Source organism: Marinobacter confluentis, from assembly GCF_004785685.1.
In the GTDB taxonomy this organism is placed as follows: Bacteria; Pseudomonadota; Gammaproteobacteria; order Pseudomonadales; family Oleiphilaceae; genus Marinobacter; species Marinobacter confluentis.
In genome coordinates this window covers 800,636-822,108 of record NZ_SRPF01000001.1, presented here as the reverse complement: position 1 = coordinate 822,108, position 21,473 = coordinate 800,636, and the positions used below count along the sequence as shown (strand labels likewise).

19 protein-coding genes and 1 tRNA gene are annotated in these 21,473 nt (G+C 53.5%); 10 read left to right on the top strand and 10 right to left on the bottom strand.

Annotated features, from left to right (window positions below; genetic code table 11):
- The first annotated feature begins 4 nt into the window (after positions 1-4).
- From E5Q11_RS03825 to E5Q11_RS03815, 3 genes are read left to right on the top strand one after another with little or no spacing between them, the layout of a single operon-like run.
- Complete coding sequence (locus E5Q11_RS03825) at positions 5-766, top strand: ABC transporter permease (protein ID WP_135802052.1); 762 nt, start codon at positions 5-7, stop codon at positions 764-766.
- Positions 763-1,248, top strand: coding sequence for a DUF192 domain-containing protein (locus tag E5Q11_RS03820; protein WP_168215601.1), 486 nt, complete (start codon positions 763-765; stop codon positions 1,246-1,248). Before E5Q11_RS03825 ends, E5Q11_RS03820 begins: the two co-directional genes overlap by 4 nt.
- Positions 1,239-2,165 carry a DMT family transporter gene (locus tag E5Q11_RS03815; protein WP_135802051.1) on the top strand — a complete coding sequence of 309 codons (927 nt, stop codon included), beginning with the start codon at positions 1,239-1,241 and terminating at the stop codon, positions 2,163-2,165. The genes E5Q11_RS03820 and E5Q11_RS03815 overlap by 10 nt, the downstream gene beginning before the upstream one ends.
- Here the strand turns inward: E5Q11_RS03815 and E5Q11_RS03810 are convergent.
- The gene (locus E5Q11_RS03810) at positions 2,124-5,660 is read right to left on the bottom strand and encodes an EAL domain-containing protein (RefSeq protein WP_135802050.1); all 3,537 of its coding nucleotides are present in this window, start codon (positions 5,658-5,660) and stop codon (positions 2,124-2,126) included. The genes E5Q11_RS03815 and E5Q11_RS03810 overlap by 42 nt on opposite strands.
- A 413-nt stretch (positions 5,661-6,073) precedes the next feature.
- Here E5Q11_RS03810 and E5Q11_RS03805 point away from each other — a divergent pair, with 413 nt between their 5' ends.
- The 4 genes from E5Q11_RS03805 to E5Q11_RS03790 all read left to right on the top strand — a co-directional run bounded on the left by E5Q11_RS03805 (position 6,074) and on the right by E5Q11_RS03790 (position 10,573).
- Positions 6,074-7,285: a tyrosine-type recombinase/integrase gene (locus E5Q11_RS03805; RefSeq protein WP_135802049.1), complete on the top strand. Its 1,212-nt coding sequence runs from the start codon at positions 6,074-6,076 to the stop codon at positions 7,283-7,285.
- 4 nt (positions 7,286-7,289) lie between these two features.
- Positions 7,290-8,168 (top strand): hypothetical protein, encoded by an 879-nt coding sequence (locus E5Q11_RS03800; protein WP_135802048.1) that lies wholly within the window; start codon positions 7,290-7,292, stop codon positions 8,166-8,168.
- Between the two features lie 112 nt (positions 8,169-8,280).
- Entirely contained in the window at positions 8,281-8,478 is a 198-nt protein-coding gene (locus E5Q11_RS03795) for a helix-turn-helix transcriptional regulator (RefSeq protein ID WP_085680607.1), read from the top strand.
- 259 nt (positions 8,479-8,737) lie between these two features.
- Positions 8,738-10,573 (top strand): replication endonuclease, encoded by a 1,836-nt coding sequence (locus tag E5Q11_RS03790; protein ID WP_168215600.1) that lies wholly within the window; start codon positions 8,738-8,740, stop codon positions 10,571-10,573.
- A 5-nt stretch (positions 10,574-10,578) separates the two neighbouring features.
- Here the strand turns inward: E5Q11_RS03790 and E5Q11_RS03785 are convergent, their stop codons facing one another.
- The 6 genes from E5Q11_RS03785 to E5Q11_RS03760 form a co-directional block, all read right to left on the bottom strand.
- Complete coding sequence (locus E5Q11_RS03785) at positions 10,579-12,237, bottom strand: AAA family ATPase (protein ID WP_135802046.1); 1,659 nt, start codon at positions 12,235-12,237, stop codon at positions 10,579-10,581.
- Positions 12,234-13,451: a DUF262 domain-containing protein gene (locus E5Q11_RS03780; protein WP_135802045.1), complete on the bottom strand. Its 1,218-nt coding sequence runs from the start codon at positions 13,449-13,451 to the stop codon at positions 12,234-12,236. The genes E5Q11_RS03785 and E5Q11_RS03780 overlap by 4 nt, the downstream gene beginning before the upstream one ends.
- Before the next feature lie 168 nt (positions 13,452-13,619).
- A tRNA-Leu gene (locus E5Q11_RS03775) sits at positions 13,620-13,706 on the bottom strand.
- Positions 13,707-13,787: 81 nt separating this feature from the next.
- The gene (locus E5Q11_RS03770; RefSeq protein ID WP_135802044.1) at positions 13,788-14,411 is read right to left on the bottom strand and encodes a class I SAM-dependent methyltransferase; all 624 of its coding nucleotides are present in this window, start codon (positions 14,409-14,411) and stop codon (positions 13,788-13,790) included.
- Between the two features lie 114 nt (positions 14,412-14,525).
- On the bottom strand, positions 14,526-15,764 hold the full coding sequence (locus E5Q11_RS03765) for a saccharopine dehydrogenase family protein (protein WP_135802043.1): 1,239 nt from the start codon (positions 15,762-15,764) through the stop codon (positions 14,526-14,528).
- A gap of 33 nt (positions 15,765-15,797) precedes the next feature.
- A complete protein-coding gene (locus E5Q11_RS03760; protein ID WP_135802042.1) occupies positions 15,798-16,211 on the bottom strand; it encodes a hypothetical protein in 414 nt (137 codons plus the stop codon).
- A gap of 122 nt (positions 16,212-16,333) precedes the next feature.
- Here E5Q11_RS03760 and E5Q11_RS03755 point away from each other — a divergent pair, with 122 nt between their 5' ends.
- A complete protein-coding gene (locus E5Q11_RS03755) occupies positions 16,334-16,663 on the top strand; it encodes a hypothetical protein (protein ID WP_135802041.1) in 330 nt (109 codons plus the stop codon).
- A gap of 7 nt (positions 16,664-16,670) precedes the next feature.
- The gene (locus tag E5Q11_RS03750) at positions 16,671-17,153 is read left to right on the top strand and encodes a hypothetical protein (protein WP_135802040.1); all 483 of its coding nucleotides are present in this window, start codon (positions 16,671-16,673) and stop codon (positions 17,151-17,153) included.
- A gap of 60 nt (positions 17,154-17,213) precedes the next feature.
- Here the strand turns inward: E5Q11_RS03750 and E5Q11_RS03745 are convergent, their stop codons facing one another.
- Positions 17,214-18,155, bottom strand: coding sequence for an electron transfer flavoprotein subunit alpha/FixB family protein (locus E5Q11_RS03745; protein ID WP_135802039.1), 942 nt, complete (start codon positions 18,153-18,155; stop codon positions 17,214-17,216).
- Complete coding sequence (locus E5Q11_RS03740; protein WP_135802038.1) at positions 18,156-18,905, bottom strand: electron transfer flavoprotein subunit beta/FixA family protein; 750 nt, start codon at positions 18,903-18,905, stop codon at positions 18,156-18,158.
- 342 nt (positions 18,906-19,247) lie between these two features.
- On the opposite strand from E5Q11_RS03740, the gene E5Q11_RS03735 reads away from it, so the two are divergent.
- A complete protein-coding gene (locus E5Q11_RS03735; RefSeq protein ID WP_135802037.1) occupies positions 19,248-20,900 on the top strand; it encodes an electron transfer flavoprotein-ubiquinone oxidoreductase in 1,653 nt (550 codons plus the stop codon).
- 69 nt (positions 20,901-20,969) lie between these two features.
- Here E5Q11_RS03735 and E5Q11_RS03730 read toward each other — a convergent pair whose 3' ends face one another.
- Positions 20,970-21,431, bottom strand: coding sequence for an FKBP-type peptidyl-prolyl cis-trans isomerase (locus E5Q11_RS03730; protein ID WP_135802036.1), 462 nt, complete (start codon positions 21,429-21,431; stop codon positions 20,970-20,972).
- Between the last annotated feature and the right edge of the window lie 42 nt (positions 21,432-21,473).

The following is a 21,473-nucleotide window of genomic DNA, read 5'->3' as shown; positions in this document are numbered from 1 at the left end:
CCTCATGAACCTTCACGGTGTGAGCGCAATCTACAAGTTTGAAATGGCCCGCATGCGCCGGACACTGATGCAGAGCGTGGCCTCACCGGTAATCTCCACGTGCCTGTATTTCGTGGTGTTCGGATCCGCCATTGGCAGCAGGATGGGTGATATCGACAACATCAGCTACGGTGCCTACATCATTCCGGGGCTGGTGATGCTGTCGCTGTTGATGCAGAGCATTTCCAATGCGTCTTTCGGTATCTACATGCCGAAGTTCTCCGGCACGATCTATGAAGTCCTGTCTGCACCTGTGTCCTATCTTGAGGTGGTGCTGGGCTACGTGGGCGCGGCGGCTACCAAATCGGTGATTCTGGGCATCATCATTCTGCTGACCGCCAAGCTGTTTGTGAACTACGATGTGCTCCACCCGTTCTGGATGTTTGCCTTTCTGGTGCTGACCGCCATCACCTTCAGTCTTTTCGGTTTCATTATCGGGATCTGGGCCGACGGGTTTGAAAAGCTCCAGATTGTCCCGCTGATGATTGTCACACCCCTGGTCTTTCTGGGTGGTACCTTCTATTCCATCGATATGCTGCCCGAAGCCTGGCAGACCGTCAGCCTGTTCAATCCGGTGGTTTACCTGATCAGCGGTTTCCGTTGGGCCTTCTACGGGGTCTCGGATGTGCATGTGGGTATCAGCGTGGGCATGACCTTCTTTTTCCTGACCAGTTGCATGGTTGGCGTGTGGTGGATCTTCAAAACCGGATACCGGCTGCGCTCATGAACAGATTGCGGGCGCTGATGCCAATTGCTGGCCTGCTATTTACCGGGTGTGCGGCAGCGGTGCCGGCCAATCAGTCGCTACCCGTGGAGCAGGCCTGCCTGGTGTCTGACGACACCAGGCAGCCAATAACCATAGAAATTGCCACCAGCCCTGCCCAGCGCAGTCAGGGCCTGATGAGCCGGCCATCGCTGGACGCTGATTCGGGCATGCTGTTCGTCTACCGGAATGAGCGCGACCCGGAAGACAGTTTCTGGATGTACCGAACGCTGATCCCTCTGGACATCGCCTACCTGGATCAGGATGGCACCATACGCGCCATTCATCAGATGGACCCCTGCCCGGCGGAAAAGGGCCGTAACTGCCCAAGATACCCTGCGGGTGTGCCCTACTATTATGCCCTGGAAATGAACCAGGGGTATTTCCAGAATCGGGGCCTGTCCGCCGGCGACCGGCTATTGCGGGGATCCTCGGCATGTCAGTAGCCGATCAGGTCCAGACAGTTCGTGTGAAAGGCCTGGGGATTGCTGCCCTGGGCGTACTGTTCATTCTGCCGGATGCGTTGCTGGTCAAGATTACCAGCGTCGACCCGTTGGTATTCCTGTTCTGGCGGGGCCTTCTTCTGGCGATCAGCTTTCTGCTGATCAGTGCTGCCCGCTACCCGGGCCGACTGATTGCAGAAATCCAGCGGTGCGGCCGGAAAGGAATGATCTGCGCCGTCGCATTTTCATTGAGCACCCTTGGCTTTGTGATGGGCATGAAGAATACCGCTGCCGGTAACGTCCTGGTTATCCTGAACATGGCGCCAATGATTGCCGCCCTGATTGCCTGGGCAGTCTGGAAAGAAACCCTGCCGTGGCGGACCTGGGTGGTCATTCTGGTCTGCGTTTGCGGGGCCACTCTGATGGCCATCAGCGAATGGGGGCGTGGTGACCCCATCGGGCTGATCATGGCGGGTGTTGCGGCAGTGGCTCTGGCAACCAACCTGAACGTGGCGCGCTCGCAGCCAGGCAGCGATATGAGCGTGATGCTGATGTTTGGCGCTTCACTGGTGGCCCTGGTGGCGGGATTGCTCGGCGGCGCGGTGATTCCCTCAACCCGGGATTTACTGTTTATCGCCCTGCTCTGCCTGGTGTTTCTCCCAGTATCCAGCATCATGATCCAGATCGCTCCCCGTTATATTCCCGCCGCAGAAGTCAGCCTGATGCTGCTGATGGAAACCCTGTTTGGCGCCCTGCTGGTCTGGATTTTTCTCGGGGAGGTGCCGCCATCCATGAGTTTCGTGGGTGGGGCCATCATTTTTACAGCGCTTGCAGTGCACGGGTGGCTGGAAGTGCGGCGTTATCGTGCGGCAAGGCTGTCAAGGCAGCCGTCCGGAGCCGGCCCGGGCGGCCGGGTCTGAGTCAAGTGCGTAATCCTCCGGTTTGCGCCACCGCTTCGCCCACTTGAACAGGGCATCTGGGGGAATGGGTCGGGACAGCCAGAAGCCCTGGCCATAATCACACCCGAGGCTGATCAGCAGGTCGTAGTGGGCGGAAGTTTCCACGCCTTCGGCAATCACTGGAAGGTTGAAGGATTTCGCCAGACCCAGCACACCCTTGACGATGGAAAGGTCGTCCGGGTTATCCAGCATCGCCCGCACGAAGCTCATATCGATTTTCAGATAATCCAGCGGCAACTGGCGCAGGTAGGTCAGTGAAGAATAGCCGGTACCAAAGTCGTCCAGCCCGAAGCGCACGCCCAGGGCCCGGCACGCATTGATTACCCGGGAAACGGCCCTCAGATCCTCCAGCGACGAAGACTCGACGATTTCAATCTCAAAATCCCCCGGCTCAAGCTCCGGAAATTCCTGAAGAATCGCACCAAGTCTTTCGACAAAATTGTCTTGGGCCAGATGGTACGGGTCAATATTGACGCTGACCGACAGGTTAAGGCCCTGCTTCCTCCAGGCTTCGCTCTGCCGGAGGGCAGTCCGGATGACCCACTCACCCAGGGCAATACCCAGTGAGTGCTGATCGACGACCGGTAGGAATTCGTCTGGCGCCAGCAGACCACGTTCGGGGTGATGCCAGCGAATCAGTGCTTCAACGCCAATCAGCTCGTCGGTTTTCATGTTGACCTTGGGCTGGAAGAAAAGCACGAATTCATCGTTGGCCAGGGCGATTTCAATCCGTTTGAGATCACCGAACAGGTCGCGAACGGCCCGTTCACTGTCGGCATCGTAATAAAAACACTGGTTCTTGCCACTCTGCTTGGCTGAGTACATCGCCTGGTCTGCCTGGCGAAGCAGCTGTTCAGCATCAATGGTTTCAGACTGGGGGTAAACCGTCACCCCGATACTGGCGGTGATACTCACTTCCTCACCCAGAATCCGCGATGACCGTGACACAACGTCCAGAATGCGGTCCAGTAGCAGCTGACACGATTTCACCTCGAAAGACAGGGGCGCTACCACCACAAACTCATCGCCGCCGAAGCGGGCCAGAGTATCGCCCTCCCGCATAACGCTTTTCAGGCGGTTTGCCACGGTTTTGAGCAACTGGTCGCCTACGGTATGCCCATGACGGTCGTTAATCTGTTTAAAGCCATCGAGATCGATGAAAAACACCGCCAGTTCAGAACCAGTCCGGTCACACTGAATGATGGCCTGCTGCAATCGGTCGCTTAACAGGGCCCGGTTGGGAAGCCCCGTCAGCGGGTCGAATTTCGCCATACTTTCCAGCTGGCTTTCGTATTCCTTGAGCTCGCTAATGTCGTTAAAAATATAGACATAGCGGTGGATGGTGCCTTGCTTGCTCCTGACAGCGCTCACGCTCTGACGAACACAGTTGCGTTGCCCGCTTTTGTGGCGAATCCAGGTATCCGTAACCCACTTCTCCCGGGTCATGGAATCCTGGAACCTTGAGCCCGGCTCGGCAACTTCCTCCAGCTCGGCCAGCAATTCCCGGATCTGGCGGCCACGGGTTTCAAAGGGCTGGAGCCCGGTGATGTTTGCGAAGGCGGCGTTGCAGTCCACCACAATGCCGGACGCATCCGTCAGAATAATGCCCTCATTGGCAAACCGGAACACGCTGGCAGACTCCCGGAGCTTGTATTCCGCGTAATAACGTTCAATCACTACCGATACGATACTGGCGGCCCGCTTGAACACTTCGTCGTCGTTCGCGGACCAGGCCCGGCCGACCTGATAGAAGGCGTGAATCCGGCCGATGGTCTGGTTGGCAGAGTCGACAATCGCCGGTGATGCCGGGGCGCATTGCCAGTAGCGCCCGCCTGACTGCTCATGTACGGCCAGGTAACAGGCAAAATGGAGATCACAGTGGTCACTCAATAGCGGGGATTCCAGCTCCACAGAACATCGGACACCGGGTATCAGGGATTCCACGCTCTGAATCAACGCCACCAGCGTTTCATCAATCCTTTCGCTCTGGGCTATCCGCTGTAATGCTTCACTGCCCACTTTTTCCAGATGGGCAATCTTGCGCTGCTCGGTGATATCGGTCTCAACGGCGATAAAACCGGCCAACTGGCCATTCTCTGAGCGCAGGGGCTCGCAGTTGATGCGAATCCAGTATGGGTTGCCCTGCCGGTTGTAGTTCAGAATTTCTTCTTCAAAGGATTCCTGTCGGCGCAGGTGTTCGCCGATACGGGCAATGGTTTTTGGATCGGTGTCTACGCCCTGCAACAGATCACCGGGCCTTTTGCCCTGGAGCTCGGCCAGGCTGTATCCACTGAGCCTGGAAAATCCGAGATTTACCCATTCGGTGCGGCCGCTGACATCGGTTGTAATAATGCCATTGGTCGCACTGTTCAGAAGTGTGGACAGGCGCCAGATGGGCCGGGTAAGGAGATTGCTCATCAGCCGGGCTACGGCAATACCCAGAACCAGAAGAACCCCAAGATAGGCCAGAAACTCAAGGCTGGCCCGGTCCATTTCTTCAGATATAGACCGCGAACTTCTCTTGATCACCACGTCCAGCGGCACCTGCCCTTCCACTCGGCTGGTCAGTTGGTAGTTGCCCTGCTTCCAGCGCTTGATAAGGGAAGGCTCGTCCGGCGATGTCTTGTGCTCCAGCTGAAACCCCGTTTCTTTTGACGCGGCTTCGGCAGCGCCGGCTGGCTGGATCTCTACATCCGTATTATCCGGAAGGCTTGCCCGGAAACGAGCCCAGGCTTCATTTGTATACCCGGGATTTGCCCTGACAAAGGCGTCAACCCGCTCAAGTTGATGGGCCAGCTGTTCCTCGACCTGTCGCTCCTGGGTGTGCTGCTTGTAATGGGCAAACTGAAGTATCGGAATGCTGCCAGCCACAAGCGCGATCATCAGGGTGGTGTGAAAAATAATCCCGCGAATCTGATCGCTAACCAGGTAAGCGGTGGAGATCCGGTTTTGGATCAATCGCAGGAAAAACAGAAAGATGCCGGCAACAGCTGCGTTAAAGATGCCGTTCAGCATCTGTTTAAGCGCCATCAGAAACGCCGTCTGCAGCTCAACCCCCAGGGCAAAGATGTAGAGCAGCAAGGTTGCCGGTATCCCGAGCACAAACCAGTAGGCACCATCCGCCAACAACGCGGAACCGTCTGTGCGGCGACAGAACCAGATCACAAACAGACACTCGGCCACGAATACCATGAGGGCATAGGGATGCCCCCAGAGCAACCAGGTATACAGCCCACCGGCCGCAGCCACAAAAATGGCCGGCCAGGCACCCAGCATGGCAATCGCAATAAAAACCGCAATTGAACCAAAAATGAACTGAACACTATAGAAAAGAGGAACGGCCAGTGCGTTTCCAGCGACCGCGAAAGCACACAGAAGTGCCGTAGCGACAAAGAAATTGACGGGCTTTTTCAACCAGAGGGGGCGGTCAGCGGGTAAAGACAGTCTTTCAGCCAAATTACTCACCCTGTGGGCAATAAAGCGCAGGTTCGATAAGAAACTAACCGTCCTGTATTATTTTTAGGTATCAGGTCTGTACAGTTTGAGTATAGAGCACTTTAAGCCCCGGAAACCAACAAATATGCGGGATGAATCATTCAGCATGATCGGAGGTGAGAAATGGTGCCCGGAGCCGGACTTGAACCGGCACGACCATAAGGTCGAGAGATTTTAAGTTATTCGCGCCCTTCTTTGCAGAAATTCGACAATGTTTTAATAAGCACCAAAAAACAGTTGTTTACGTAGCACTCCTAGAAATAGTTGCTTGCTGTTGTTTGAAGAAAACCGCTAGAATTTGACTGTTTTTGTCTACATAGTGTCTACATGAAGACACAAGGGACTTTCTGACGAGTTCGAATGGAGCCCTACCCTTGAGGATCACCAAAAGCTTTGTTGATAAAGTGACCGTCCCTGAAACAGGCCCGGATGGGAAATCCAGCCAGGCCTTTTACCGGGATTCGGTCATTGCCGGTTTTGGGTTGCGAGTGACCAGCGGCGGTGCAAAATCGTTCATCGTGGAAAAGCGCGTCGATGGGCGGGTTAAGCGAAAAACCCTGGGCCGGTATGGAAATCTGACTGTCGAGCAGGCAAGGAAAGAAGCCCAGAAATTCCTTGGTAAGGTTGCCTCCGGAGTGGACCCGATCCGGGAGGGTCAGGAAAAACGGGCAAGGCGGATTACCTTGAATGATGCCTTTCAGGATTATCTGGCGACCCGGAAGAACCTGAAACCCAACACCCTCAATGACTACAACCGGTCCATGAAAGAAATGTTCAAGGACTGGCAAACCAGGGCCCTTAGCGATATTTCCCGCGACATGGTGATTACCCGCCACGCCGAATACGGAGCCCGCAGTCCTGCCCGTGCTGATAATGGGATGCGGATACTCAGGGCCATATTCAACCACGCCCTACAACGCTATCAGGACGCTTCTGGCAAGCCTTTCCTGGTAGCCAACCCGGTGGAGGTTCTTAGTCACCAGCGCGCCTGGTATAAAGTCGAGCGGCGGCAAACGCTGATAAAAGATCACCAGTTGAAGGCCTGGTACGACGCGACCATGCAGCTCAACAACCAGACAACGCGAGATTTCCTTCACCTGGTTCTGCTCACCGGCCTACGGCGAACCGAGGCGGCCACTCTCACCTGGGAGCAGGTCGATTTCAAAGAAAAGACCCTGACCATTTCCGAGACCAAAAACAATCGCATTCACCGGTTGCCATTCAGTGATGCCATCGAGGAACTGTTACAGCGGCGCTTCGACGATAAGTCTAGCTCTTTCGTGTTTCCGAGCGACGCTGAACGCGGCCACTTGTCAGAGCCACGAACAGCCATTGCCCGTGTAACCAAGCTATCCGGCGTAACGTTCACTCTGCATGACTTGCGACGCACCTTCATCACAGCCGCAGAGCGTTTGGATATTCCCGCCTATGCACTAAAACGACTAATGAATCATAAAGACCCGAACGATGTGACGGACGGTTACATCATCTTCGATGTCGAGCGTCTGCGCGTCCCTATGCAAAAAGTCACCGATTTCTTTCTCTCGAAATCTCAGGAAACTCCATCCGCCGAAAAACAAGGATAATTGAATGTTGCACCCGGAAATTGACCACCTGAGTATTTGGGAAGTCGCCCATCGGTGGCACGATCAGGACCCGAATAATTCAGATCCAAGCGAACTACCCTTGCCTGTTCAGGACATGCTCAGGACGATTACACGGATGCAATACCGGCACGAGATTCAAGTTTGCAATGAGAACGGGATCGTCTTGAAGGATGAAAGAAACCTCGTCGATTTCGAGCACTACGTTGATTTCGAGTCATCTATCACGGAAGAAACAACTCACGAAGAGATCAATGAGAAAACTGGAGAGCCGATAACCGTCAATGTCTCGACGACTTATGAAGATCCAGAAAACCCGTTGACCGACGATGAACGCTGGGAACGATATCAGGAATTCTCGGAGAGATGGTTAAGGCGACATGCGGCCGCAACGAAAGATTTCCCTCAATGCTTTAAGAACCGCATTTTTGAGCGGCAAACACTCGAGCGGGTACATATCAACAAGACCAGTGTTTGCGAGCTGTGCGAAACTCTCAAGCTACCACTTCCCCCGTTCTGGTTTACCGAGGTTGAGCATCAGGAGCATCAGAACAAACTGTCTGATGAAACCGGTGACGATGAAAAGGATGCACTGCCAGGGCGGATCAAACAGGACCAGATCGACAATTTTTGGTCCAAGCTTGCCGACAAGCAAAAGCATCGCGTTTTATGCCGGGAGATCGCCCAGGAACTTTGGAAGGAGTCCCCGAACCTCAGTATTGCCGATATCTGCAAGCATGAGGCAATTCGGCGTTTTGGCGGTGGACGTTACTACACGAAACCGGACACCTTAAGGGATTGGGTTAAGGATCTGGACCCAAGGCCAGAGGAGAGCAAGAAAGGCGGCAGACCCCGATCAAGCTAAAACCCCCCGTCTAGCGCCAGAAACTCCCCGTCTGAACCAGACGGGAATATTTACCCTCCCCGCTTAACGTCAATGTGTCTCCGACAGAAACAAACCCTGTTGGAGACACGCAATGAACAAAGCACTTTTCACCACCAAAGAAGCCGCTGAGCTTCTGGGCGTCAGCAAAGCCTTTCTCGAAAGAGATCGATGGGCCGGCGCTCGAGTTCCGTTTATCAAAGTTGGCAGCCGGGCAGTTCGTTACCGCCTATCGGATCTTGAGAGTTACATCGAAAGACAGATTCGACACTCGACCTCGGAGGTCGCGTGATGATACTCAGCCAACCGGTCGCCGTTAGATTAATCGAAATACCCGTTCCTTATAGGTTCAGGTCCATAGGTACATCCGGTACTCCCCTGCTGTACCCCAGGCGAACACTGGGGTTATACAGGCGGGTACAAAACCTGCCCAAACCTGCAAAACCCGTTAAAGGCTCAAATAGACAGTCTGAAACCGTTAGGTTAACGGTTCACTTAACCGTCCATGAAACCGTTACGGCAACAGTTCCAGACCGTTACGGATGGGCGCCATGACCGCTCCAAACCAACGGGATTTTAGGTACTACCGGACCCAGGGCCGCCTTTACACCATTGGTACCCGGCAAACCCGAATGGCCGTAACCGACTTCCGGCGCCGGTTCCCCAAGATATTCCCCAAGCTTGAACCTGCCCTGTACCTTATAGGTCAGGGTACCCACTGCATTGCGTTGGAAATTGCACTGGAGAAAATTAGCGCCAGGCTCCAGAGGCGCGACCTCAAGTTTTCCGTGGACGACGCTCAAATAATCGACTTTGCCAAAGCCAAAGCAAGAGCCTGCGGGCAGATCCACGCCCGGATTAAAGATCCTGACCGAACCCTAGTCACGATCGAGAAATTCCTGTCCCGCTATGATTTCGAGCTCCCAAAGGGCCTTACTAACGAGAGTCGTATCGAACGAACAAAAGATGAGCGCTGGTGGCGACGTCTGGTTCGAAAGGCGCAGAAGCAGACTCTGGACAACCTCGCCCGAGACTATGGCCTGGTGTCGAAACAGAAAGGCGTGTACGTCTCTGATTGGGGATTGAGGCTCCACCAAGAGCAGCTCACCCGAAACCGTTCACTGCTGGAAGAAATGATCGCCGTTAACGATCAATGCCAGGAATATACGCTGGCCGAACTGTCTGAACTAACGGTGAGTAACCCCTACATCCGTCGCTCTGAGTTGATAGTTCGTGCGGCCGGTTTTGAAACCATTGCACGACAGCTTGACCATGATGGTGTGTTCCTGACGCTCACCACGCCGAGCAAATACCATCCAGTGAAGGTCTCCGGCGAGCCGAATCCAAAGTTCAACGGCTCTACACCACAGGAAGCCCAGCAATACCTCACCGGCCTCTGGTCCCGGATACGAGCGCAGCTCGATCGTGAAGACATCCGCACCTATGGGTTTCGAATTGCCGAGCCTCACCATGACGGCACACCCCACTGGCACCTCATGCTGTTTGTCGAACCCGCACAGAATGATCGGCTGGTAGAGCTGATGGGCGCCTATGCCCTGCTTGAGGATGGTAATGAGCCAGGTGCGGAAGAAGCCCGATTTAAGGCAGTTGATATCGACTACGAAAGGGGCTCCGCCACCGGCTATATCGTCAAGTACATCTGCAAGAACATCGACGGCGAGTTTCAGGAAAATGGCGGAGACGCAGAGGACTGGTACGGCAACTTAACGAAAAACGTGGCACCCAGGGTTCGTGCCTGGGCGAGCATCCACGGTATCCGCCAGTTTCAGCAGATTGGTGGGCCACCGGTCACTGTCTGGCGCGAGCTTCGCCGCCTCCAACACGCCGACGATGAAACCGTCGAAGCTGCCCGCCAGGCGGCGGATAAAAGCGACTGGGCCGGGTTTATCGAGGCCATGAATGGTCCCTGCGCCAAACGAAAGGACCAGCCCATCAAGACTGCGAAATGGCTTGAGTTTGACCAAGACACCGGTGAGTGCCTTGACTGCCCGGTAAACCAGTACGGTGAACCATCCAAAGGAAAGCTGTTTGGCCTCTGTTCTGGTGGACGGTATGTGTTGACCCGATATTTCAGATGGGAAGTTAAGCGCCCCAACCGGGCCAGGGACCTGCACGACCAATCGAACACTGCCTGGCTAGAGCGCCTTGCCCAACTCACCCAGATTCGCGAAGTGACACAGGCGGAAATCGACGCGTTACCTGCCGATACCGCTTATGCCTGGGAGAAACTGAACAATGAGGTTCACCCGCCACCTTGGAGTTCTGTCAATAACTGTACGGAAGACCACAAAACGAACAGAGAATTACCCAATCACAGACAGTCAACTTTTCTGAATCGCCCCAACAGCGAAAATTTACTCGGCTAAGCTAGTTATTCGAACTCGATAGAACCTACTGAATCAAGCGGTTTATCGGTTTTCTCAGCGATAAAAGAAACTCTCTTGGAGACTGCCAACAAATCACGTTTCAGGTGATTAACATTAGAGAAGTGAAGGAAATACCTTTCCCCCTCATCCGATGTTACAAACCCAAAACCACGATCAAAATTCAAAGCGTCAATATAACCAACGATCCTAGAGGGATGTTCCTCCACGATTTCAGGTGTGAGGCGCTCTTGTTTTACAGTCGGATCTAGTTCGCTTATCAGCGCATAAAAATCATCTCGCTTCGTTTCAATCCAAACCTGAGAGAGATCCCTCACCATTGAATTGCAATCCGCACCGAGCGACCGACCAAGGTTGTCAAGCCAATCGTGATGATCCTGCCCCGTAACCAAACTAAGCTTTTCAATGAGCCTCGCTTCTGAGACACGGAGCGCTGAGGCACAGGCGCCAGGCGCTTCCCTAATTAAATCCCTAAATTCGGCCTCTGGCGCTCGATCGCCGGGCAAAAAATGTGAGTTTTTAATTTGGCTGGTATCAACTTTGCCTCGTTCATCTCCATCAAACACTCCGACACATTCTATGCACTTCGAATCGTGGGGAAAGTTCTGAAGGACACTCCGCATAGCACCAGATCCATCACTCTTTATGACCTCATAATCATTTAGGAGAAAGGAACCAAAATATATACAGGCCTGTTCAAAAACAATTTTTCCGGCGAGATCTTCTACAAGAATCAAACCCCGTTTTTTTGGATCAAGTCCTAAATGTTCAAGGACCTCAAGCTTATGCCTTGGATTTTTAACTATCACTGAGCCATCGATTTCATTTTCAACTACTACAGAAGTAGACGGGACACCAACATTTTCTATCACGTGCTCTGAGTGGGTTGATAGTAAGATCCAAAGCTTCGATTTCAACGCAACAAGTGCTAAATAATCCGTCAAATAACGCTGGGCTTGAGGCGTTAAAAAATTTTCGGGTTCCTCTATTAGGACGATATGGGGTGTTTCAATGCGTTTCCACAGCAACCACCAGAGAAAAAGGACCGAAAATTCACCCAATGCCATTTCTCTCGAATCGTAGGTATTCTGATTCAATGTGACTCTGAAAAATGGAGTGACTTTATAGGAGCCAAGGTCGTCAATCTCCATTACCTCGATTTCTTTGTAGCTCCGGCCCAAGATCCGCCGGATTTCCGTGAGGCTAGACTCATCGACTTTGAAAAACTCGTGTTGTTCCATTATTTCATCCAGGTTTTTCTCTCGCCTTAGTGACTCAAGCGATACCTGGCATAATTCGGATGGGTCGAGATATATTACACTGGTTGGCGCACCAGTATTGGGATAGCCAACTTCAAGACTTTTACCCTCATCCATCAACTTTACGTTAAATTCTGAGCCATCGAGCCTAGAAACTGTTTCCGGATATAGGTCGTGAGGATTACCGCTTAACGTGAGGTAAATACTTTTTAAAAGAGTAGATTTCCCCAAACCATTTTTACCACAAACAACATTTATGGTTGAAGAAAATGAAAATGTCCCTTTCCCCACGCCCGCAAGATTATCAAAATCTACTCTATTTAAGCGGAGGGGTGCGCTGTCCTCGGATATTTTTCTCCAGTAATCGTCAGCCTTTTTGGACCTCACACAAACATTCCCCAGTCTTCAGAGATTTTCTCCAGTTCGACGATATTACTGGGCTGACCCATCCCCTCCCTCTCAAGAACTCTTCTTAATAATTGCCGTTCTCGATCCGACAACCGAGAATCGTAGCTAAAGCTGATGTTCGAGGAAGCCCAGAAAAAGCAGTAATGAAGAACAAAATCACGAGCAATAACAGACGAAACATCGGCCACCCGAGAACTTGCCCGATCATTAAATAGATTGATTAGTGCAAGCTGATCATGAAGAATTTCCTCAAGACCACCTTCTAACGTTCCATTCTGATCCCACGAGAACTCATCGGAACCTCGGCGAGCCGAGAGGCGAGTCATTTCAAAGGATAGTAAAAAGTAGGGAGTTATTTCGGGACTATACGAGGACACACGTATTCTGAGAAAGAACAGAAGCCAAGATAGCAATGTTGCTTTATTGAACTTGACCTTGCTGGTGCTCACAGTGTGAAAAGCTTCTGCGAATCCCTTCAGAGCAGCATTTGCATCATTTACGGTTGAATCCGAAAACCCGAAGTTTCTGCGGAAAAGATTCGTAACATCTCCTTCAGTAATTTTTTCCCTTATTGAACCTCTTTCGACGTATAGCAGGAACTTCGAAAGTACATCGTCATAGGCCATTCTAGAGTTAGAAAAGCCTAAAATAGATTTATCAATTCCTAGTTCCTGCATTCCTTTCACAAGGTCTTTAATTTGAACCCTGACCGGCCCATAGAAGGCATTCCTCTTTTCAGCCGGTGTCAGCCGTACATGCTGGTTTAGTCGATGAAATAATTCTCCAGGCTCTCCCGGCTCAAAATCTGTAATCAAAAACTGTCGAATTGAATAGCTATCGAATAAATTTTTGTGCTTCGGAGGGAGTTCCTCGTAGAAGAGCCCATCTAGTGCCTTCATGTCTTTATTGAATGGCTCACAATATCCATCTACCGGAAACGCCCCGGACATGAAATCTCGTATGGCAACCAGTCGTTGCTGTCCATCAAGGACCTCCTGTTCTCCTGTTTCTTCAACAACTATGATATGGATCGGAGGAACGTGCCAACCTCGCAAAATCGTGTCGATAAGCGCCTTTTTCTTATCCTCAGTCCAAACCTCACCCCTTTGAAAATCCGGCTGCAAATCGATCTTTGAATTTTTGATTCGCCCATATAACGTTTGGATATCGGGATCAGATGGTAAAAGCCGCATCCGTTAAGTCCTTAAACGAAAAGGTAGTTTTTGACAACCTATATGAGTTTTGGGGTTTCTGAAAGCCTCGACCGCATATTGTTATAACGGTATGTCTACATAGTGTCTACACGACAGATGATTCCCAAACATTGCTAGGAACGCAGATTTTTAAGCCATTGAAAAATATGGTGCCCGGACCCGGACTTGAACCGGGACAGCCTTACGGCCGAGAGATTTTAAGTCTCTTGTGTCTACCAATTTCACCACCCGGGCACAGGAGGGGTTTTGACGGGCAGGATTGTATAAGGCCCTGCCCGGTAACGCAATTGGGATTGGCCTGTGGTCAGCTGCTTCTCAGGCGGGCTTGCGGGCTCTGCCCTTGTAGATGTAGCCGGCGATTTTCGGGGCTCCGGGAACGTACAGGTTTTCAAGCTCCAGGATTTCGAATCCTCCCTGGCGGATCAGGTCGGCAATGTTGCGGTTCAGGTGGCAGCCGCCGGCCAACTTTTTCCAGCCCGGTGTGATGCGGTTCTGCCATTTTTGAACCCCCTCGTCCGGTGATTCGCCGTGTTCCAAAAACAGCAGTTCACCGCCGGGTTCAAGAACCCGCCACATTTGCTGTAACGCCGCTTTCCAGTCCGCAATCGTGCACAGGGTGAAAGTCAAAAGAACTGTGTCCACTGAATTATCCGCCAGTGGAATCTGTTCTCCGGGCAGATCCAGCCATTCCACCCTTATCGGCGAACGAGCGAGGTTGCCCTGAGCTTTGCGGCGCATACCTTCGGAGGGCTCAAGGCCGTAGACCATTTCGACCTGATCAGCATCGTAGAAATCCATGTTGATCGCTGAGCCCATGCCCACTTCCAGCACTCGGCCCTTTGCCATCGGCACCAACTGGCTGCGCAGTTTCATGATCTGGCCCATGGAACAGGCCTTGTTGATGATGTGGGGCAATATCCGGTCTTCGTAAAAACTCATGTGGCTATCCATGCTTGCGGGCTGCTTTGCAGTGCTGCGGGCAGACGGTTATCAATTTGTAGGGCGCGGGTCGGATGCCCTATCGGACACCGACCGCGTGATCCGTCTCGACGCTTAGCTGGTTTCAAGCACCTCGAAAGACAGCCCGGCCTTACTGGTCAGGCGATCAAACAGTTTGCCGTCCATCAAGGACGATGGAGTCCAGATACCACCGGGCTTGTCGGCCACATCAAAGGCCAGGCAGACACCGGCTTCACCCAGCATTTTCGCGGTTGAACCATAGCCAGGGTCTCGGTCGCCTACTACCTTGGTTTTGATGGTTTTGCCGTCTTCAGTCTTGCCTACAAAACGCAGGTCGTAATAGCCGCTTTCCTGCACCTCGGGGCTGGGACCTTCACCGGGCTTGGGTATAAACTTTTCAACCAACCAGCGGCTCGGCTTGAACGCTGAGGCGGTGAAAAAGCCAGTCAGGGCGCCGGTGATGCCGTAGGCCGTTAACCGGCCCTGCAGGCCACGCCCGACGATCATGGCTTCATCATAAGTGAATTCCTTGCCGTAGCGCGCATCCTGCAGGGCATTGGAACGGTGAACAATCCGCGTGTTGATAGCGCCCATGACAAACGGGGCCAGCCATACGCCCATCTCTTTATCGAATTCCGCGCCTTTAAGGCTCGGTTGGCGGGTTTCGGACCGGTGGCCCGGCGGGCAAATGGAAAACGGGTTCGCCAGTTCTTTACGCAATGCCGGGTCCGCGGCGGCCTCCTTGGCGACGTTGACCATACTGGCAACCGTACCGCCGGAGAACTCGCCCTTGGCAGCCTTGACCCGCATACGAACATCCCGGCAGGGAGCGCCGAATGTCTGCTCGGCCTGCTGCTGCAGGAACCATACGCCCATGTCTGAGGGAATCGAATCAAAGCCGCAGCAATGAACAATGCGGGCACCGGACGACTTGGCGGTGGCTTCGTATTTGTCGACCATCTTGCGAATCCACTGCACTTCGCCGGTCAGGTCGCAGTAATCCGTGCCGGTTTCCGCACAGACTTTTACCAGAGGTTCACCGAAAAGCGCGTAAGGGCCAACGGTGGAAATCACCACCCGGGTCTGATCGCACAGGGCTTTCAGGGCGGATTCATCAGACGCATCCGCAACGATGACCGGCAAGGCGCTGCCGTCTTTGCCCAGGTCGGATTTGAGGGAGTTGAGTTTGTTCTTGGAACGCCCTGCTATGGCCCATTTTAGGTCTTTGCCCGTGCCGTAGGTTTTAAGCAGATAGCCAGTGAGTATCTGGCCAACAAAGCTGGTCGCGCCAAATACGACTATGTCGTAGGTTGTATCCGTTTTATCGCTCATTCGTCATCCTTATCGTCGGGATTAATTCCGGCCTCAGGCCTTCTTCGCTGCTTTCGCGCCCATTAACACCATGAACAGAGCCACACCCAGGCCCCAGAAGCCATTCAACACCAGACCACCGGTCCAGGTCTGTGCGGTAACTTCCAGCCCTTTCATCGGGAATACGACAAGCATGGCTAAGGCGGTAGGGCCAATTGCGCCAACAATTACATTAGACAGCCAGAACCCCAGGCCGCGCAACCGGCCCAGCAGGAGCCACAACACCATCCCCCAGAGCCCGCCGAAAAACGCCAGGGACAATACCGCAGGGATACCGATAGGCGGCACCGGATTCATGTTGAACGGCGCAGCAGGCACCACACCTGCCAAATAAAAGAGACCAAACAGCCCCTGATGGAAAATCAGCGTTGCCAGAAAGCCACTGATGAATGCTTTTAACCAGATCATGTCATTTTCCTTCGTTATATTTCCCTGTAACTTGATTGCTGATGTCGCAGCGGCCAATCGTTTTGGCTGCACAATCGCGCACACTGTCTGAACTGACATCGCCTTTTACGGAGGTTTTTACGTTGACCACCCTGCTGCTCATTCTGAGCCTGTTTCTTGCCCTGATCAGCGCCTGGCTATTCTGGCAGGTTCGCCTGCAGAAAGCGCTTATTCAGGAAGCCCGGGAGCAAAGTGGCGGACCGGATCACACCCGCGAACCGGAGCTGGTACTTACGCTGTGTGTACAGGATCCGATTGCTGTCGCGCGTCGGGAATCCCGGTCCGCCCGAATGCTCGCAGATCGCCTTCCGATTATGGTAACAAAACTTGTATATCAGGAGGTTATGAAAGAATTAAAGAAAGAGCTTGAAGTTCGTGAAATCGACGTCGTGATGCAACTGGAATACCGCTAGGAGACACATGGACGCCCTGCTTCTTGTCAGCACTGCCCTGATTCTTGTAACCGCCCGCTTTCTCGCGCTGGCGACGTCCATCCACTTCCAGAACCGGAAAGCGCTGCTCGGGCTGAGAGCGGCCCAAAGGCTTGCCAATAGCAATATCCAGAAAAGCCGGATGGAGCTGATGGAAACCCGTAATCGCGCCCGCCTTTTGGAAGACACCGTCAAACATGGCACCAGCGCCGTGGAGAAAATGCATCAGGCCATTGCCACCACCACCTTCAGTCTTATCGATCACTTCTCGACGGACCAGGAATTTCGCGAAAGCGCCAGGCGCGCCCGTGAAACCCACAATAAAACCAGTCGGCAGATCTATCAGGCGGCCCGAACGACCAATAAGGCCCTGCACCTTCTTGCCGACTCGCTGTTCATCAGTCGTAAAGAGAAAAAGCTGACCATGCGCACCCGCCTCAAAAACAGCAGCAACCCTCCCGACGAAAAATAGATAATAAAAAAGGCACCCGCAGGTGCCTTTCTTTTCCGCCCGTATTCAGGGCCTGTCAGATCACATGACCTTTTTGAGCTCTTCCTCAAGCTGAGGAACGGCTTCAAACAGGTCTGCAACCAGGCCGTAATCGGCAACCTGGAAGATAGGCGCTTCTTCGTCCTTGTTGATCGCGGCGATCACTTTGGAGTCACCCATACCGGCCAGGTGCTGGATGGCGCCGGAAATACCTACCGCGATGTACAGTTGCGGCGCGACAATCTTACCGGTCTGGCCGACCTGCATGTCGTTCGGCACGAAACCTGCGTCGACGGCTGCACGGGATGCGCCGATGGCAGCGCCCAGCTGGTCAGCCACCTGCTCAAGCATCTTGAAGTTCTCGCCGTTTTGCATACCGCGGCCACCGGAAATTACGATGTCAGCGCTGGCAAGATCAGGACGATCAGACTTGGCGATTTCCTCGTTGATGAACTCAGACAGGCCTGCGTCTTTCACCAGGTCCAGAGCTTCAACGGAGGCGGAACCGCCCTCTGCTGCAACCGGATCAAAAGCCGTCGGGCGAACCGTGATCACCTTAATGGCGTCGGTTGCCTTTACCGTCGCAATGGCGTTACCAGCGTAAATCGGACGCACAAACGTGTCTTCTGATTCAACACGCATGATGTCTGAAACCTGGGCTACGTCCAGCAGCGCAGCAACACGCGGCATAAAGTCTTTACCTGTCGTACCGGCAGAAGCCAGGATATGGCCATAACCCTTGCCAACTTCGGCAACCAGTTCTGCCAGGTTTTCGGCCAGGAAGTGGCCGTAGACCGCGTTATCGGCAACCAGTACCTTATTAACGCCCTCTGCCTTGGCAGCTGCTTCGCCTACCGAACCGCAGTTTTCACCGGCAACCAGGATATCGATGTCGCCACCGATGGCTTTGGCAGCAGCAACGACGTTCAGTGTGGATTGAGTCAGGCTGCTGTTGTCATGATCAGCAATTACAAGGATGCTCATTCAGATCACCTTCGCTTCGTTCTTCAGTTTGTCGACCAGCTCAGCTACGTCGGCCACCTTGATGCCTGCCTGACGGGAAGCTGGTGCCTCAACCTTCAGGGTGCTCAGGCGAGACGTAATCTCGACGCCAAGATCGGCCGGAGACATGGTTTCCAGGGGCTTCTTCTTGGCCTTCATGATGTTCGGCAGAGACGCATAGCGCGGCTCGTTCAGGCGAAGGTCGGTGGTTACAACCGCAGGCAGCTTCAGGCCAACGGTCATCAGGCCGCCGTCGATTTCCCGGGTCACCTGTACCTTGTCACCCTCAACGACTACTTCCGAGGCAAACGTACCCTGGCCCATGCCGGTCAGTGCTGCCAGCATCTGGCCGGTCTGGTTGTTGTCGGAATCAATGGACTGTTTGCCCAGAATAACCAGCTTTGGTTCTTCTTTCTCGACAACGCTCTTGAGAAGCTTGGCTGCTTCCAGAGACTGAACCTCTTCGTCGGTTTCAATGTGGATGCCACGGTCTGCACCCAGTGCCAGTGCAGTACGGATCTGCTCCTGGGAAGCCTTGGGGCCGATGGTAACCACCACGATCTCGCTGGCGACACCCTTCTCTTTCAGACGAACCGCTTCTTCAACCGCGATTTCACAGAAAGGGTTCATTGCCATCTTGACGTTGGCAAGGTCCACACCGGTGTTGTCCGGCTTGACGCGCACCTTTACGTTGTAATCAATAACTCGTTTTACGGCGACCAGAACCTTCATAGATTCCTCGTTCTTCTACGATGAGTTTACGTTTGAGGACAGCATCTACGCGCGGGGCTGCTGTCTGTCAGGGCGACATAATACTGCCCACAATGGCCAGTGGGGTCAATAGAACAACCTTCATGCGCCCTGCTGACCCAACAATGCCAAACCCGGGAGCAAATTTCAAACAAACGTTTGTTTGATTTCTGTTTTGCGGTATCCTTCGACCAACACAAGTTGAGCACTTTCAGGCCGAAGCGGTCGTTTATGAGGCGAGAAATCGCTATCATACGCACCATCGGAAAGATTGGGGAAGTGCCAATAGGCACCCATTAAATAGAAATGTTTGAGGAGACCAACGTGGAACGCGAATCGATGGAATTTGATGTTCTGATCGTCGGCGGTGGGCCAGCCGGCCTGTCTGCAGCCTGCCGTATCATGCAGATGGCGCAGGAGTCCGAGCAGGAGCTGACGGTCTGTGTGGTTGAAAAAGGTTCCGAAATCGGTGCCCACATTCTTGCCGGCACGGTGTTCGAGCCCACTGCCCTCAACGAACTTTTCCCCGACTGGAAGGAAAAAGGCGCACCGCTGAACACGCCGGTGACCCGTGATGACATCTTCCTTCTTAAAGGCCAGGACCGGGCCACCAAAATCCCGAATGCGTTTGTGCCGAAAAACATGCACAACCACGGTAACTACATCATAAGCCTGGGTAACCTTTGCCGCTGGCTGGCCGAACAGGCGGAAGGTCTGGGCGTTGAGGTCTACCCCGGCTTTGCCGCGGCTGAAACCATTGTTGAAGACGGCCAGGTAAAAGGCATTATTACCGGTGACATGGGCGTGGCCCGTGACGGTTCCGAGAAAGACGGCTACATGCCCGGTATGGAACTGCGAGCCAAGTATACCCTGTTCACCGAAGGCTGCCGTGGCCACCTTGGCAAGCGCCTGATCAATGACTTCAAACTGGACGAAGGCAAGGATCCTCAGCACTACGGTATTGGCATCAAGGAGCTGTGGGACATAGACCCGGCCAAACACGAACCGGGCCTGGTAGTACACACCACCGGCTGGCCCCTTAATGAGAGCGGCTCGACCGGCGGATCTTTCCTTTATCATCTGGAAAATGGCCAGGTCTATGTCGGCCTGATCACAGACCTGTCCTACAGCAACCCCCACCTGAGCCCGTTTGAGGAATTCCAGCGCCTGAAGACCCACCCGGAAGTGGCGAAGCACCTGGAAGGGGGAAAGCGCGTAGCCTATGGCGCGCGTGCCATCACCAAGGGCGGCTTCAACTCACTGCCGAAAATGAGCTTCCCCGGTGGCCTGCTTCTGGGCTGCGACGCCGGCACCCTGAACAGCTCCAAGATCAAGGGATCCCATACCGCGATGAAGTCCGGCATTCTGGGTGCCGAAGCCGTTTTCGAGGCGCTGAAAGAAGGCAAGTCCGGTGAGGAGATCACCAGCTTTGAAGATCGCTTCAAGGACAGCTGGTTGTACAAGGAACTTTACAACGAGCGCAACTTCAGCCCGGGCATGCACAAGTTTGGTAACTTTGTCGGTGGCGCCATTGCCTACATTGAGCAGAACATTCTTCGTTCCAGCTTGCCGATCACCTTCCACGATACGGTGCCGGATCATGCCACGCTCAAGAACGCGGATCAGTCCAAGAAACTTGAATACCCGCGCCCGGACAACAAATTGACCTTTGATCGTCTGTCTTCGGTGTTTATTTCCAACACTAACCACGAAGAAGATCAGCCGGTTCATCTCAAGCTGGCCAACCCGGCCATTCCGCTTGAGGAGAACCTGCCAAAATACAACGAGCCTGCACAGCGTTACTGCCCGGCCGGCGTGTATGAAGTGGTTGAGAAGGATGACGGTACTGGCCTCAAGTTCCAGATCAACGCGCAGAACTGTGTGCACTGCAAGACCTGTGATATCAAGGATCCGGCCCAGAACATTACCTGGGTAACACCGGAAGGCGGCGGTGGCCCCAACTATCCGAACATGTAAGCAGGCGCATGACGGAGACATAAAAAAACGGCCCTCGAAAGGGCCGTTTTTTTGCATTGACAGAAGTGCTTAGTGAGCGTGACCGTGCTCTTGCTCTTCGTCAGTTGCTTCGCGGGCTTCTACCACTTCGACGTCGAAGTGCAGGGTCTGACCCGCCAGCGGATGGTTGGCGTCGATGGTAACGGTCTCATCGCCAACTTCAACAACACGAACAACCTGGGGGCCGCCCGGGGTCTGTGCCTGGAACTGCATGCCTGGCTCAATGGTGTCTACACCTTCGAACGCAGAAAGCGGAACCGGCTGAACCAGTTCTTCATTGACTTCGCCGTAGCCTTCAGCAGGCTCGACAGAAACTTTTACCTGATCGCCAGCGGCTTTCTCGTTCAGTGCGTTTTCAAGTCCACCGATGATGTTCTGGGCACCTTCCAGGTAAGACAGAGGCTCGCGACCTTCAACACGGGAGGAGTCCAGCTCTTCTCCCTGATCGTTGGTGAGCGTGTAATGGATGGTGACAACACGAGGTTGGGCCATGTGATCTCCTTGCGTGACGCAATGACTGTTTAATGAATGTAT